This window comes from Arthrobacter sp. YAF17 (assembly GCF_052113365.1).
Lineage (GTDB): Bacteria > Actinomycetota > Actinomycetes > Actinomycetales > Micrococcaceae > Arthrobacter.
On the sequence record NZ_JBFRDB010000008.1, the window covers coordinates 111914 to 125970 of the forward strand.

Below are 14057 nucleotides of genomic sequence, written 5' to 3' on the forward strand. Positions count from 1 at the left end.
CTGTGGCGGGGATAGCCCGCCCGTTTGGGTACGCTTCTGTTATGCCTGAACATGTGTGGCTGCTGCCGCTGAAGAACCTCGACGACGACGCGCGTGCCATCAAACTGGGGGAGATCGCCGAACTTTCGGTCACCGGGGAGCAGCGGCGGTTCGTCGGCGAGCCGCTGCGGATGATGCTCATCGGGCTGGAAGAGGAATCCCGCCACCCCATCGCTATTGACGCCAACGGCGCCGCAGTTGGCGTGCTGACGCTGCAGACAGGAGCCGCGACGCTGGCCGGCTGGCCCGACGACGACTCGGTCTGGCTGCTCCGAGGCTTCCTGGTCGACCGCCGGCAGCAGGGCAAGGGCCTCGGTTCCCTGGCGGCCGACGCCGCCGTGCAGGCAGCCGCGAAACTCAACGCCGCCCTCGGCGGAGAGCAGACCGGCGTCGTGCTTTCCGTCAACGAAGAGAACCCCGCCGGGCAGGCCGCCTACCGCAAAGCCGGCTTCGAAGACTGCGGACGGTACCTTGGCAGCGACGCCGGCCCGCAGCGGACCATGTACCGGCCCTTCTGATCTGGTCTTCCTGCCCCTGGCAGGATTGCGTCAACATTCATTGACGACGCCGGCGACGTCATCTAAGGTTGACGCCAGGAGGTTCTGATGGAAACCCTGATCGGATCGATGGACGGCAAGAGCCCGGCAGAGGCGCTCTACGCGGTGTCTGAACTGCGCAGGGAAGTGGCGCGTACCGAAACTGAGGCCGTGCTGCGCGCCCGCCGGGCCGGCCTGTCGTGGGAGGCCATTGCCGCGTGCCTGGGTGTGAGCAAGCAGGCCGTGCACAAGAAGTACGGAAAACGCTGAGCGGCGACCATCTGGCGAGGCCCGTTAACGACGGCGGCCCCCACCGGAAAGGTGGGGGCCGCCGTCGCTATTTCTTGGGCGATTAGACGCCGTAGTACAGCTCGAACTCGTACGGGTTCGGGCGCAGCGAGAGCGGACGGATCTCGTTCTCGTACTTGTACTCGATCCAGGTGTCGATCAGGTCCTGGGTGAAGACGCCGCCGGCCTGGAGGAACTCGTTGTCCTCGGCCAGTGCATCCAATGCCTCTTCGAGCGTGCCGGGAGCCTTGGGGATGTCCTTGGCTTCCTCGGCCGGGAGCTCGTAGAGGTCCTTGTCGATCGGAGCCGGCGGTTCGATGCGGTTGCGGATGCCGTCAATGCCGGCCATCAGCTGGGCCGCGAAGGCCAGGTACGGGTTGGAGGAGGGGTCCGGAGCGCGGAATTCGATGCGCTTGGCCTTCGGGTTGGAGCCCGTGATCGGGATACGGATACCGGCGGAGCGGTTGCCCTGCGAGTAGACCATGTTGACCGGAGCCTCGAAGCCCTTGACCAGGCGGCGGTAGGAGTTCACCGTCGGGTTGGTGAAGGCCAGCACGGCCGAGGAGTGCTTCAGCAGGCCGCCGATGTACCAGCGGGCCATGTCGGAGAGGCCGGCGTAACCCTTTTCGTCGTAGAACAGCGGCTCGCCACCGTTCCACAGCGACTGGTGGCAGTGCATGCCGGAGCCGTTGTCACCGAAGACCGGCTTCGGCATGAAGGTGACCGACTTGCCCCAGGCATCGGCGGTGTTCTTGATGACGTACTTGAACTTCTGCAGGTCATCAGCCGCGTGGGTCAGGGTGGTGAACTTGTAGTTGATCTCGGCCTGGCCGGCGGAACCGACCTCGTGGTGGCTGCGCTCGACCTCAAGGCCGGCCTCGTCCAGGGCGATGCACATGGCATCGCGCAGGTCGGCCTGCTTGTCGGTGGGGGAGACCGGGAAGTAACCGCCCTTGACGGGGGTCTTGTAGCCGAGGTTTCCACCCTCTTCTTCGCGGCCGGTGTTCCAGTGGGCTTCCTCGGAGTCGATCTTGTAGAAGCTGCCCTGCGGGGAGGACTGGTACTGGACGTTGTCGAAGACGAAGAACTCGGCCTCGGGTGCAAAGAACGCGGTGTCGGCGATGCCGGTGGAAGCCAGGTAGGCCTCTGCCTTTTCGGCCACGCCGCGGGGATCGCGGTGGTACGGGTCACCGGTGCGCGGGTTCACGATCGAGAAGTTCAACGCAAGGGTCTTCTCCATGCGGAACGTGTCGAGGAACGCGGTTGTAACGTCCGGGATGAGCTGCATGTCCGACTCGGCGATGCCCTGGAAGCCGCGGATCGAAGATCCGTCGAAGAGCTGGCCGTTGACGAAGAAGTCCGCGTCAACGCTCTTGGCGGGCACGTTGAAGTGCTGCTGAACGCCAGGGAGGTCGGTGAAGCGAATATCGACGAACTTAACGTCTTCGTCTTTGATGAACTTGAGGACTTCGTCCGCAGTCTTGAACATCTATGCTCCTTATGCATGTGAAAGATCTGGCCGTCAGGCCGTGTGGTCCAGCGCAGTCCGACAGCGGGGTAAACACAAAGGTCTGCCCCGCTCCTATGCCGCTAGCAACTGTTACCACCCTAAGGACACGGGATTTCCCCATGGTGTCCGCTTTGTTTCCGGCAGGTTACAGAATGCCCTGACATGTAAACGGTAGTCGTTGTCCACAACGTGGCCTATCCGTGACCAGAGTGTGGCCCTAGGATGTCCACACTCTGAACAGCGCGGCAGGGCCCGCATTGCCGATAGTCTTGGAGAGTGGTTGATCGTAAAGACATAGGCTCATGGCTCAGCGGGCCGGACACGTCCGGCATCTCGAAGTACCCGGGGGAGCGGCTGGGCCTGCCCGAGTCCGGGCCCGGGTCCATTGCCCGGGCCGGCCGGCGCATCGTCGCCATCTGCATTGACTGGGCAATCGCGCTGGTGATCAGCAACTACGCGTTCGCCGGCAACCCGTGGGCAACCCTGGCCGTGTTCGCCGTCGAACAGGCGCTGCTCGTCGGCACCCTGGGCTACAGCATCGGCCACCGCATCATGGGGATCCACGTCGTCCGGCTCGGCGGCGGCCCGGCCGGCCCGGTTCCCGCCCTGGTCCGCAGCCTGCTGATGTGCCTCGTGATCCCCGCCGTCATCTTCGACCCGGACCACCGCGGAATCCACGACAAGGCCATGAACACGGTGCTCGTCCGCATGTAGCTCCTGCCGGTGTCCGGCGGCGGGCACAGTCCCGAGGCCGCCCACGCGGCTGATTGCCACGAATGGTCGCCAAACCTCTTCGGTTGGCGACCATTTGCGTCAGATGGGCGCCGGGAGGGTGCCAGGGCGCGGAGATTCGGCGTCCGTTTGCCACGAATGGCCGTGAAACCTCCCGCTTGGCGACCATTTGCGTCAGATGGGCGCCGGAAGGTTGCCAGGGACGCGGGGAGCCGTCGTCCGTTTGCCACGAATGGCCGCCAAACCTCGACCGCGGCTAGACTCCGGCTGTCTCGCCGGCCGTCTCCTGCGCCGCAACGGAAGTATCCTGTCCCGCTTTCACCGTCAGGTAGCCGTGACGGCCGGCCCAGCGCTCAAACCAGACGGTGGCGAAAGGGAACACCGCGGCGAGCCCGGCGAACAGCGCCACCCGGAACGGCCAGCGCTGCATGCCCCATAGGCTCAGTGCTGCAATCCCGTAGCCGATGAAGAGTGCCCCGTGGATCGGCCCCGCGATTTCCACTCCCAGTTCCGTGGTCCGGGTGACCCATTTGAGGAACATACCGACCAGCAGCGCGGCCCAGCTGAAGGCCTCGGCGATCGCGAGGACCCGGAAAATACGGATCACGGCAGTGGTGGAAGGCAGTTTCATAGTGGAGTCTCCGGTTCTGTCCGAGGGACGTATAAGAAGGTCGTGAGCAAAGAAAACGCCCCGGCTGCCGGCCTGAAAGGCGGTCACCGGGGCGTCTCTTGAGTCTGGCGTGTGGCCTAGCGTCCGCGGGCGGCTTTGCGGTCCGGGCGGGCCTTGTAGGGATCGATGCCCTTGGGGATGGGCAGGCGGCTTCCGAGCGAGGAGATGCGCTTGGAGACGGTGCTGACCTCGAGCTTGGTCAGTTCGTTCTTCATCTTGGTCATCTTCTTGGCGACCTGGCTGATGGGAACCTGGCCTTCGCCGCGGCCGGTTTCGATCACGTGGATCGTGACGTTGGGCAGGATACGGGCGAGACGCTTGCGTTCGGCGTCGAGCAGCGGCTTGACGCGCGTGGTGGGGCCTTCGCTGACGAGCACGACGCCGGGGCGGCCGATGGCGCGGAAGACGGCGTCCTGGGTGCGGGGGTTCACGGCGACGGGCTGCTCTTCGACGATCCAGCCGCGCTTGAGCGTGCCCAGCGCAGCGCCGGACGCGCCGGGCTGGTTTTCAATCCGTGCGAAAGCCGCGCGCTCGGCGCGGCGGGACAGGATCAGGGTGGCGGCCAGGATGCCCAGCGGGATACCGATGATCAGGCCGGTAATCCAGTTGTCCAGCGCGAAACCGACGCCGAAGCTGACAGCGACGACACCGAGGAACGCCAGCAGCATCAGCCACGGAACCATCGGATCGTGCTGGCGGGTCATCTGGAAGACCTCGCCAATCTGCTTCAGGCGGCTCGGCTTCTTGACCTTGGCCGCCTTGGGCTTACGGGAAAAGAGGCCGCGCTTCGGAGCATCAGAAGCCGGTGTGGAGTTGCTGGAATCAGGGGAAGTCGCCATAGTGCCTTAATTCTACGTGATGGACGGCGAAGGGCCGGACGCCGAATTAATCCGGTGCCGGCCCTGCGCCGCAATCGTTACAGCTGGATTCAGGAGTGCGCTGCGAGCAGTGAGCTGGCTTCCTGGCGGGTGCTGCCGGAGCTTTCGATGTGGGCGAGCTGGGCCGGAATTTCCCAGCCCTTCTTGCGCATCGCGGTTGCCCAGAGACGTCCGGCGCGGTAGGAGGAACGCACCAGCGGTCCGGACATGACGCCGAGGAAACCGATCTCGTCGGCTTCCTGCTGCAGGTCCACGAACTCCTGCGGCTTGACCCAGCGGTCCACCGGCAGGTGCCGCTCGGACGGGCGCAGGTACTGGGTGATGGTGATCAGGTCGCAGCCGGCATCGTGCAGGTCGCGGAGCGCCTCGGAGATTTCCTCGCGGGTCTCGCCCATGCCCAGGATCAGGTTGGACTTGGTCACCATGCCGAGCTTGCGGCCCTGGGTGATGACATCCAGCGACCGGTCGTAGCGGAAAGCCGGACGGATGCGCTTGAAGATCCGGGGCACGGTCTCGACGTTGTGCGCGAACACCTCGGGCTTGGAGTCGCAGATCGCCTCGATGTGCTCGGGCTTGCCGGAGAAGTCCGGGATCAGGAGCTCGACGCCGGTGCCCGGGTTGAGTTCGTGGATCTTGCGGACGGTTTCGGCGTAGAGCCAGACGCCCTCGTCGGCGAGGTCATCGCGCGCCACACCGGTGACGGTGGCGTAGCGGAGCTGCATCGACTGGACCGAGCGGGCCACCTTGGTGGGTTCGAAAACGTCCACGGGGGAGGGCTTGCCGGTGTCGATCTGGCAGAAGTCGCAGCGGCGGGTGCATTCGGAGCCGCCGATCAGGAAGGTGGCTTCCTTGTCTTCCCAGCATTCGAAGATGTTGGGGCAGCCGGCCTCTTCACACACGGTGTGGAGGCCTTCCTTCTTGACGAGGTTCTTGAGCTGCACGAACTCCGGACCCATCTGGACCTTGGCCTTGATCCATTCCGGTTTGCGTTCCACCGGGGTGGCCGCATTGCGCTGCTCGATGCGCAGCATTTTCCGGCCTTCTGGTGCCAGGGTCACAGTAGAGCTCCTTCATGGGTTGCAACTAGCGCTTCTTCATTGTTGCGCAGTTCTTCGATGATCCGTGAAACGAGGTCGGCGGGAGTGACGTCCCGGCCCGTCTCCTGGGAAATAGTGGTGACGCCGGCGTCGGTGATGCCGCACGCGATGATCTGGGCATACGGGGCGAGGTCGTTGTTGCAGTTGATCGCGAAGCCGTGCATCGTGACGCCCTCGTGGACGCGGATGCCGATCGCGGCGATCTTGCGCGCCGGACCCTTCTCGTCCTGGTCGATCCAGACGCCGGCGCGGCCCTTGATCCGGACGGCCTCGATGCCGTAGTCGGCCAGGACGGCGATGATCACGGCTTCGAGCCGCTCCACGTAGTCGCGGATCCCGGCCGGGTTCTTCAGCTTGATGATGGGGTAGCCGACGAGCTGTCCGGGACCGTGCCAGGTGAGCTTGCCGCCGCGGTCCACCGGGACCACGGGGGTGCCGTCAAAGGGGCGCTCGTGGTCTTCGGTGCGTTTGCCTGCCGTGTAGACGGCGGCGTGTTCGAGCAGCAGGACCGAGCTGGGGGCAGCGCCGGCGGCGACGCGCTCATGGAGTTCGCGCTGGATGTCCCAGCCGCGGGTATATTCGACGAATTCCGGGGCGAGACCCAGCTGGGAGAACTCAAGAGTCATGGCATCCAGCTTAGACCCCGGCCGTCCCAGCAGCTGATTCTGTGGTGAAGCTCTCACCCTCCTGTGGATAACTTCTGCGGGATTTCCGCATATCCGCTATTCCTTGGACATGGACGATTACGCACGGACCAAGGGTTCGGCGCCCGAGGTGCCCGGGTTCGACGTCGGCCGCTGTTTGGGGCGCGGCGGCAACGCCACCGTGTGGCTGGTGACCGAACGCCAGACAGGCAGCGAATACGCCCTGAAGTGCTTCCCTGCCGGCGATGGCCTCGAACGGGGCGACGCGGAGGAAGCCATTCGGCGCGAGGTGAGGATCCTGTCCGTCCTTGACCATGAGCACCTGGTGCGGGCGCACTCGGTGGTGCGCCTGCCGGGCGGCCAGTTGAGCCGTTCGGGCGATGACGACGGCGATGACGACGCCGACGCCGACTGGGGCGAGGCTGTCGGGCTGATCATGGACTATGCGGCGGGCGGTTCAGTGGAGCAGCTCGTGGCCGGCCGGGGGGAGCTGGGGCCGGGGGAGACGGTGACGGTCCTGACTCCGATTGCCCAGGCCCTCGCGTACCTGCATGGCCAGGGATTCACGCACGGCGACGTCTCACCCGGCAATGTGCTGTTCACCGCGCACGGCAAGCCGCTGCTGGCGGACCTGGGCGTGGCGCGCATGGTGGCTGACGCCACGGCCGTGGCCGACGCCGGGACCGACGGCTTCCGCGACCCCGCGCCGGTGGACGCCGTCCGGGCCGGACTGCAACCGGAGCGTGATGTGTATTCGCTCGCGGCGCTGGGCTGGTACTGCCTGACCGGACGGGCTCCCGAGCCGGGTGCGCAGCGGCCGCCGCTGCCCCTGCTGGTTCCCGGAGTTCCGGCGGAGCTGGCCGCAGCGCTGGAATCCGGACTTCATGAGGACCGCAGGCTGCGGCCCTCTGCTGCGGAGCTGGCTATTGTCGTTCATCGCAGCGCCGTGGCAGCACCGGTTGACCTGTCGGTCTCCGTCCACCCCACGGTCATCCCGCAACTGCTGACGCGGCGCTCCTTGCCCGCCACGGCGCGGGAACGGCGGGTCGAACAGTTCCGGGTCTTTCGGCGACGCTTCCACAAGCCCCGCGTGGCCTGGCCGCCTCCGCCGGGAGGGCCGTCCGGCACAGGGAGACCCTCCCGGAATGCCGGCGCGCGCCACTCGGCCCGTTCGGGCCTGGCAGCCTCCGACGCCGCCCGAACTGGCGCAGCACGCCAAGATGCTGTCCGCCTTGGCGCAGCCCGCTCGGATGCCGCCCGCCCGGATGCCGCCCGCTCGGGCGTGGCAGCCTCCGACGCCGCCCGCTCAGGCGCAGCTCGCCAAGATGCTGTCCGCTTTGGCGCAGCCCGCTCAGGCGCAGCCCGCTCGGATGCTGTCCGTTTAGGCGCCGCCCGCACTGGCGCAGCCCGCAGGAATCCGTCGGGCCGCCGCGGTTTCCGGGCCGCAGCTGTGGGACTGGCCGTCCTGGCTGTCCTCGTTGCAGGGTGGGGAGTCGCGGGATCCCCGGTACCCCCGGTATTCCGGAGTTTCGCCGCGATGGAGGCTGAGGCTGCGAAGGAGCCCGCGCCGGCTGTCCCGGACCCCGCTCCGGAGCCTGCGACGCCAGCCATGGATGCGGCCGCCGTTCCGCCCGAGGTGCGGGCGCAGCTTGACTCACAGAACCCCGAGGAAGCGGTCCGTGGGCTGGCTTGGCTTCGCTCTCTGGCGTTCAGCACGGGGGACTTCCGGCTGCTTGATCAGGTCAACGTCCCGGCGTCGTCTGCGGCCGTGGCGGACGGACGCATCAGCGCCGGCCTTGAGGAGTCGGGCCGGGTGCTGGCAGGGTTCACCACGGTCGTGACCCAGACGGCGGCCACCGAAGACAGCGGCGGACTGCTCGCCGTGGTGGCCGTCACTGTCAGCACGTCCGCCTACTGGGAACGGGACGCCAGCGGGGTTGTGGTGGGCGAGGCTGCTGCCGTGCCGGAACAGCGGCTGCGGCTGGTGTTGGCCCCGGTCGAGGGCCGCTGGCGGATACAGGACATTCTTCCCGCGAGTACCGGCACCCCCGACGCCGGCGGTGCCGCAGCTGGCACCCCCGACGCCGGCAGCTAACGGACGTCGGGGATCCTCAGGATTTCGTACCGCGTTCCGCCACCCAGGCGGCGGCCTGCGCGAGGGACGGGTGCTGCCATTCGAATCCGGCCCCGCTGAGGGCTGCCGGCTCCATCCGCTGGCTGGCGAGCAGCAGCTCGTCGGCGAGCTGGCCCATCACCAGTCGCAGCACCGGCGCCGGGACGCGTAGCACCGCCGGCCGGTGCAGGGCGCCTGCCAGTTGCGCGATCAGGGAGTTCACGTCCGCGCTTTCCGGGGCACAAAGATTTACCGGCCCGGACAGCGGAGTGCGGAGCAGGAACTCAAAGGCCCCGGCAACATCGGGGAGCGTAATCCACGGCCAGTACTGCCGGCCGTTGCCCAGCGGCCCGCCGACGCCCAGGCGCAGCAGCGGCATCAAGCGTCCCAAGGCGCCGCCCGAACGGCTCAGCACGACGCCGGTGCGGGGCGTGACAACCCGGACGCCGGCGGGAGCCTCGTGCGCGGCTGCCTCCCAGTCGGCGCAGATCCGGGCGAGAACGCCGGTGCCGGCGGGTGAGTTCTCGCGGAGCAGCTCGGGACCGGCACTGCCGTAGTAGCCGGACGCGGACTGGCTCAGGAAGACCGCGGGCGGGGTATCCAGGCGGGCCATTGCCGCCGTCAGTGTCCGCGTCGCGTCCAGTCGGGAGCTGCGCAGTTCGCTGATCCGTGCCCGGGTCCACGGCCGGTCGCCGATGCCGGCGCCCGAGAGGTTGATGACGGCGTCCGCTCCCTTCAGTGCGGAGTCGTCGATGCGGCCCTCGCCGGGATTCCACTGGAACTCGCCGGGTGCGGCGGGGGGCCGCCTGACCAGGGCGCCGACGTCGTGCCCGGCGCTGCGCAGGGTGCTGGAAATGGCGGTTCCGATCAGCCCGGAGGCTCCGGCAACAATGATTCGCATGATCCATCTCACCATGCCCGGCACGGCCGGGACACCTCCCGGGCGGGAGGGCCGGTCTTGACTATGATCGGACGATGACTTCTTCGCGCTACTTCCGTTACCCGCACCTGCACGGCGATCTGGTCACCTTCGTGGCCGAGGACGACGTCTGGATTGCGCCCCTCGGCGGGGGCCGCGCCTGGCGCGTGTCCTCGCTGCAGCTGCCCGCCCGGAACCCCCGCTTCACGCCGGACGGCAAGAAACTGGTGTGGACGGTCGTTCAAGGAACGGCCCCGGAAGTTGTCACCGCGGACGTCGACGGCGGCGGCTACCGCCAGTTGAGCTACTTCGGCCACGCGTCCACGAAGGTCAAGGGCTTCACGCCCGACGGCGATGTCCTGGTCACGAGCGCCTTCCGCCAGGCCGACAGCCGTCTCACCCACGCCTACAGCCTTCCCGTCACGGGCGGCTGGGCCACTGAACTCCCGCTGGGCCCGGTGGAGTCCGTTGCCTTCGGACCCGTGGTCGGCGACGAACGCCCCGTTGTCCTGGCCAGCGTGCTCTCCCGCGAACCCGCATGGTGGAAGCGCTACCGGGGCGGCACCGCCGGCAAGCTGTGGATTGACGGCGACGGGAACGGCGAATTCGAACGCCTCGCCGCAGAACTTGACGGCAACCTGACCGACCCGATGTGGGTGGACGGGCGGATCGCCTTCCTCTCCGACCACGAGGGTTACGGCAACGTCTACTCCGTGCTGCCCAACGGCTCCGACCTGCGCCGCCACACGGACCACGAGGACTTCTACGTCCGCCACGCCGCCACCGACGGCAGGCGCATCATCTTCGAATCGGCCGGCGAACTGTGGCTGCTGCCGGACCTCGGCTCGGACGCCGTCAAACTCGAGATTTCGCTGGGATCGGCTTCCCAGGCCCGCCGCGCGGCGCCGCTGAAGACCTCACGGCACCTGGGAGACGTGGTTCCGGACCGCACCGGCGGCTCCAGCGCCGTGGAATCCCACGGCACGCTGCACTGGCTGCGGCACAAGGACGGGCCCTCCCGCGTCCTGGAAGCCACCCCCGGCGTCCGGGCCCGCCTGCCCCGACCCTTTGGCGAGGGACGGATCGCCTACGTCGCCGATCACGACGGCGTCGAGGCCCTGTACCTGCGGGCAATTGCCGGCAACCCCGATTTCGGCACGAAGTCCGGCAGCCAGCCGGAAGCTCCGGCACAGCAGGCCCCCGCGTCTATGCAGGAATCCGACGCCGGCGCGCCCCTGCCCAGGCCCGTTTCGGCTGCAGCCCTCACCCGGCCCGACGCCGTGACCGCCGTCCCGGCGGCAGGAGCGGACGGAGCGGACCGCCACCCCGCGAACACAGCCGACACCGCCGGCGGCAACGCAGACGCCGCCGGCGCGGCGGAAGGCACCCCCGCTGCGCAGCAGGGGCAGTCCAGCCCGACCACCCGGATCGATTTCCCCAAGCCCACGCGGGCCAGCGCCATCGAGGCCAGCCCTGACGGGAACTGGCTCGCCGTCGGCACAGCCTTCGGCGACATCTACCTCGCCGACACGCGCACCGGCGCACTGTCCCTCGTGAGCAGCATCGGCGAGGGCAGCATCGAAGGCTTCAGCTGGTCCCCAGACTCCGCCTGGCTGGGCTGGTCCGAGCCGGTCACGTCCTTCGGCTCCCGCAGCCGGCTGCGTATCACCGCTGTGGACGACGCCGGCAACGCAGCGGACGGGAAACGCACCATCGTCGAGGTCACCGACGGACGCTTCCGCGACGAATCGCCGTCGTTCACCCCCGACGGCAAGTACCTCGCATTCCTCTCCAACCGCAGCTTCGACCCGGTCTACGACGGACACTCCTTCGACCTGTCCTTCCCCAGCCCGATCAAGCCCTACCTCGTGGCCCTCGCCGCGGACACCCCCTCGCCCTTCGGCCCGAGCGTTGACCTGCAGGAAGACCTGCGGGAGCCCCTGCGGGACGACACAGCCGGGACTCCGGCGGAGAAGTCCGTTGGGCAGCACGTTCCGGTAGTCCGGGTCGACGCCGAGGGCCTGGCCCACCGCGTCATCAGCGTGCCGGTTCCGCAGGGCAACTACTCCGCCCTCACCGCAGCCGCCGGGGCCCTGCTCTGGCTCGACAGCGAACTCTCCGGTGCCACCGGCGAGGGCCGCGCCAGCGTCGAGGACAAGAACGCGGCACCCTGCCTCGTCCGTTTCGACCTGGCCCGCCGCAAGACCACCACGATCGTGGACGCGCTGGACAGCTACCGGCTCTCCGGCGACGGCGAAAAGGTTGTGGCCCTGCACGACAAGCAAATCCGCGTCTCGCCCGCCGGCGCCAAGGCGGACGAGGAGTCCGGCCAGCTGGTCAAGGTGGACCTCAGCCGCATCCGCGTGCAGCTGGATCCGCTCAGCGTCTGGGGGCAGGCCTTCGATGAAGCCTGGCGGCTCCAGCGGGACTTCTTCTGGACCGAAGACATGGCCGGTCAGGACTGGGACTCCGTGCACGCCCGCTACCGTCCCATCGTGGACCGCCTCGGCTCGCACGATGACCTCGTGGACCTGCTGTGGGAGCTCCACGGTGAGCTGGGCACCTCCCACGCCTACGTCCGCCCGGCCGCCGTCACCGAGAACGGCAGCAACGGCCAGGGCCGCCTCGGCGCTGACCTCGTCTTCGCCGGGGAGGGCTGGGAGATCACCCGGATCCTCGCGGGGGAGTCCTCCGACCCGCTCGCCACCTCGCCGCTGACCCGGCCCGGTGCTGACGCGAAGCCCGGCGACGTGCTGCTGGCGATCGACGGCGTCGAGCTCACCGAGGCGCGCACCCCGGCCATGCAGCTGGTCGGCGCCGCAGGACGCGCGGTGGAGCTCACCCTGCGCAACGGTGCCGGGCACGGAAGCCAGGCAGGGCAACAGCGCCGCGTCGCCGTGGTCCCGGTCAAGGACGAGGAGCGGCTGCGGTACCAGGAATGGGTGGCTTCCAACCGCCGGACTGTCCGGCAGGCCTCGCAGGGGACCTTCGGCTACCTGCACGTCCCGGACATGATGGCGAACGGCTGGGCCCAGCTGCACCGCGATCTTGACACCGAGACGGCCCTCGACGGGCTGATCGTCGACGTCCGCCGCAACCGGGGAGGACACACCTCCCAGCTTGTTGCCGAACTCATCGGCCGCAAGGTCACCGGCTGGAGCATGCCGCGCGGGGAGAGGCCGCGGACCTACCCGCACCACGCGCCGCGCGGTCCCGTCATCATCCTGACCGACGAATTCGCCGGTTCCGACGGCGACATCATCACCCAGGTCTCCAAGCTGCGGGGGATCGGCCCCGTCATCGGCACCCGGACCTGGGGCGGCGTCGTCGGCATCGATAACCGCTTCGCCCTGGCCGACGGGACCGGCGTGACCCAGCCGCGTTACGCCACGTGGTTCTCCGGCGGGGTGGGCTGGGGGGTCGAGAACTTCGGCGTCGCGCCCGACATCGAAGTGACCTTCCCGCCGCACGCCTGCGCCGCCGGCACGGACCCGCAGCTGGAATACGGCATCGGCGCGCTCAAGGAAATGATCCAGGAGCTGCCCACCGACCGGCCGCCGCTGCGCGAAGGCTACCGCCTCGTCCGGCCTGCCCCGCTGCCGGCCCGCCGCCAGGGCAGCTAGCCAACACCCCCAGACGAGCACCCCCACCGACGGGCACACCCCCCCCGACGGCGAAGGCCCCCGTTCCCTGACCAGCAGGGAGCGGGGGATGCCCGGGATCCGTGCGCTCACGGTCAGGTGGCTGTCCGAGATGCCGGTCCCGGGAACGAACGTGACGTCCGCCTTGGTGTTGACTTCCTCGGGCGTGTGGCCGGCGCCGGCCAGGGCGTGGCTGAAGGCCATCGAGAAACATGCCGAGTGCGCGGCGGCGATGAGTTCTTCGGGGCTGGTCTTGCCCTCGGCCGCTTCAGCGCGTGCCTTCCAGGTGACGTCGAAATTGCCCAGTCCGGAGCTGTCCAGGGTGGTGTTGCCGGCGCCTGACATCAGGTCGCCGTTCCAAACGGTGTGTGCGGTGCGTGTTGTTGCCATGTCCACTCCTCGTCATAGTTCAATGCGTGATCCGGCGCGTGCGCCGGTCGTGCCGTGTCCCATCCTAGGGATTCAGCCGGGCCGGCGCACGGGGGTTCCGCTGTCAGTGGATTGTGACCCGCGCACGGCGCCACCGGCAATGGGCCATCGGTACAGTGTCGGCATGGAAATCACTGAACCCGATGCGCCCGCGGCGCGCATCGCCACAATCATGGTCAACGCCGTGGATGCCGAGCGGCTGGCAGAGTTCTGGGCCGCCCTGCTGGGCACCGCGGTATCTACGCGCTTCGATCAGTTCGTCTGGCTCCAGCCCGCCGGCCCCGGAGCACCACAGCTGGCCTTCCAGCAGGTCGAGCAGCCCACGGAAGGCAGGCGCCGCCTGCACCTGGATATCCACGGGCCCGATCCCGCGGCGCTGCGCGCTCTCGCCGAGTCGCTCGGTGCCGGCTTCGTCGAAGGCAACGACATCGGCGATTTCCACTGGGACGTCATGCAGGATCCCGAAGGCAACGAGTTCTGCATTGCCGGCGACTGAGCTTTTGAAACCGGGCTGCGACGCGGCTTAACGACGACGGCGACGCACCCGCGCGGGGTGCGTCG

12 protein-coding genes and 1 pseudogene are annotated in these 14057 nt (G+C 68.2%); 6 read left to right on the top strand and 7 right to left on the bottom strand.

Going from position 1 to position 14057, the window contains the following annotated elements; genetic code table 11:
* Positions 1-41: 41 nt before the first annotated feature.
* Together AB4Y67_RS08705 and AB4Y67_RS08710 are read left to right on the top strand one after the other, a co-directional pair.
* Positions 42-557, top strand: a complete 516-nt coding sequence (locus AB4Y67_RS08705) for a GNAT family N-acetyltransferase (RefSeq protein ID WP_441405376.1) — start codon at positions 42-44, stop codon at positions 555-557.
* Between the two features lie 87 nt (positions 558-644).
* Complete coding sequence (locus AB4Y67_RS08710; protein WP_441405377.1) at positions 645-845, top strand: AsnC family protein; 201 nt, start codon at positions 645-647, stop codon at positions 843-845.
* 82 nt (positions 846-927) lie between these two features.
* Here AB4Y67_RS08710 and glnA read toward each other — a convergent pair whose 3' ends face one another.
* Entirely contained in the window at positions 928-2352 is a 1425-nt protein-coding gene (gene glnA / locus AB4Y67_RS08715) for a type I glutamate--ammonia ligase (protein WP_224049282.1), read from the bottom strand.
* 297 nt (positions 2353-2649) lie between these two features.
* Between glnA and AB4Y67_RS08720 the strand changes: the two genes are divergently transcribed.
* Positions 2650-3087 carry an RDD family protein gene (locus AB4Y67_RS08720; protein ID WP_441405378.1) on the top strand — a complete coding sequence of 146 codons (438 nt, stop codon included), beginning with the start codon at positions 2650-2652 and terminating at the stop codon, positions 3085-3087.
* Between the two features lie 274 nt (positions 3088-3361).
* On the opposite strand, the gene AB4Y67_RS08725 is transcribed toward AB4Y67_RS08720, so the two are convergent.
* From AB4Y67_RS08725 to lipB, 4 genes are all read right to left on the bottom strand, one after another.
* A complete protein-coding gene (locus tag AB4Y67_RS08725; protein ID WP_441405379.1) occupies positions 3362-3736 on the bottom strand; it encodes a DUF3817 domain-containing protein in 375 nt (124 codons plus the stop codon).
* A gap of 116 nt (positions 3737-3852) precedes the next feature.
* Entirely contained in the window at positions 3853-4614 is a 762-nt protein-coding gene (locus AB4Y67_RS08730; RefSeq protein WP_441405380.1) for a DUF4191 domain-containing protein, read from the bottom strand.
* 89 nt (positions 4615-4703) lie between these two features.
* Positions 4704-5711: a lipoyl synthase gene (lipA, locus tag AB4Y67_RS08735; protein WP_441405381.1), complete on the bottom strand. Its 1008-nt coding sequence runs from the start codon at positions 5709-5711 to the stop codon at positions 4704-4706.
* Positions 5708-6376 (bottom strand): lipoyl(octanoyl) transferase LipB, encoded by a 669-nt coding sequence (gene lipB / locus AB4Y67_RS08740; protein ID WP_441405382.1) that lies wholly within the window; start codon positions 6374-6376, stop codon positions 5708-5710. Before lipB ends, lipA begins: the two co-directional genes overlap by 4 nt.
* A 109-nt stretch (positions 6377-6485) precedes the next feature.
* Here lipB and AB4Y67_RS08745 point away from each other — a divergent pair, with 109 nt between their 5' ends.
* Positions 6486-8489, top strand: a complete 2004-nt coding sequence (locus AB4Y67_RS08745) for a protein kinase domain-containing protein (protein ID WP_441405383.1) — start codon at positions 6486-6488, stop codon at positions 8487-8489.
* Positions 8490-8505: 16 nt separating this feature from the next.
* On the opposite strand, the gene AB4Y67_RS08750 is transcribed toward AB4Y67_RS08745, so the two are convergent.
* Positions 8506-9408, bottom strand: coding sequence for a TIGR01777 family oxidoreductase (locus tag AB4Y67_RS08750; protein WP_441405384.1), 903 nt, complete (start codon positions 9406-9408; stop codon positions 8506-8508).
* A gap of 74 nt (positions 9409-9482) precedes the next feature.
* Here AB4Y67_RS08750 and AB4Y67_RS08755 point away from each other — a divergent pair, with 74 nt between their 5' ends.
* On the top strand, positions 9483-13049 hold the full coding sequence (locus tag AB4Y67_RS08755) for a S41 family peptidase (protein ID WP_441405385.1): 3567 nt from the start codon (positions 9483-9485) through the stop codon (positions 13047-13049).
* Positions 13050-13064: 15 nt separating this feature from the next.
* On the opposite strand, the pseudogene AB4Y67_RS08760 reads toward AB4Y67_RS08755, so the two are convergent.
* A pseudogene (locus AB4Y67_RS08760) lies at positions 13065-13457 on the bottom strand (OsmC family peroxiredoxin); the annotation flags it as partial.
* Between the two features lie 163 nt (positions 13458-13620).
* Between AB4Y67_RS08760 and AB4Y67_RS08765 the strand changes: the two are divergent.
* Positions 13621-13992, top strand: a complete 372-nt coding sequence (locus tag AB4Y67_RS08765) for a VOC family protein (RefSeq protein WP_441405386.1) — start codon at positions 13621-13623, stop codon at positions 13990-13992.
* Positions 13993-14057 lie beyond the last annotated feature (65 nt).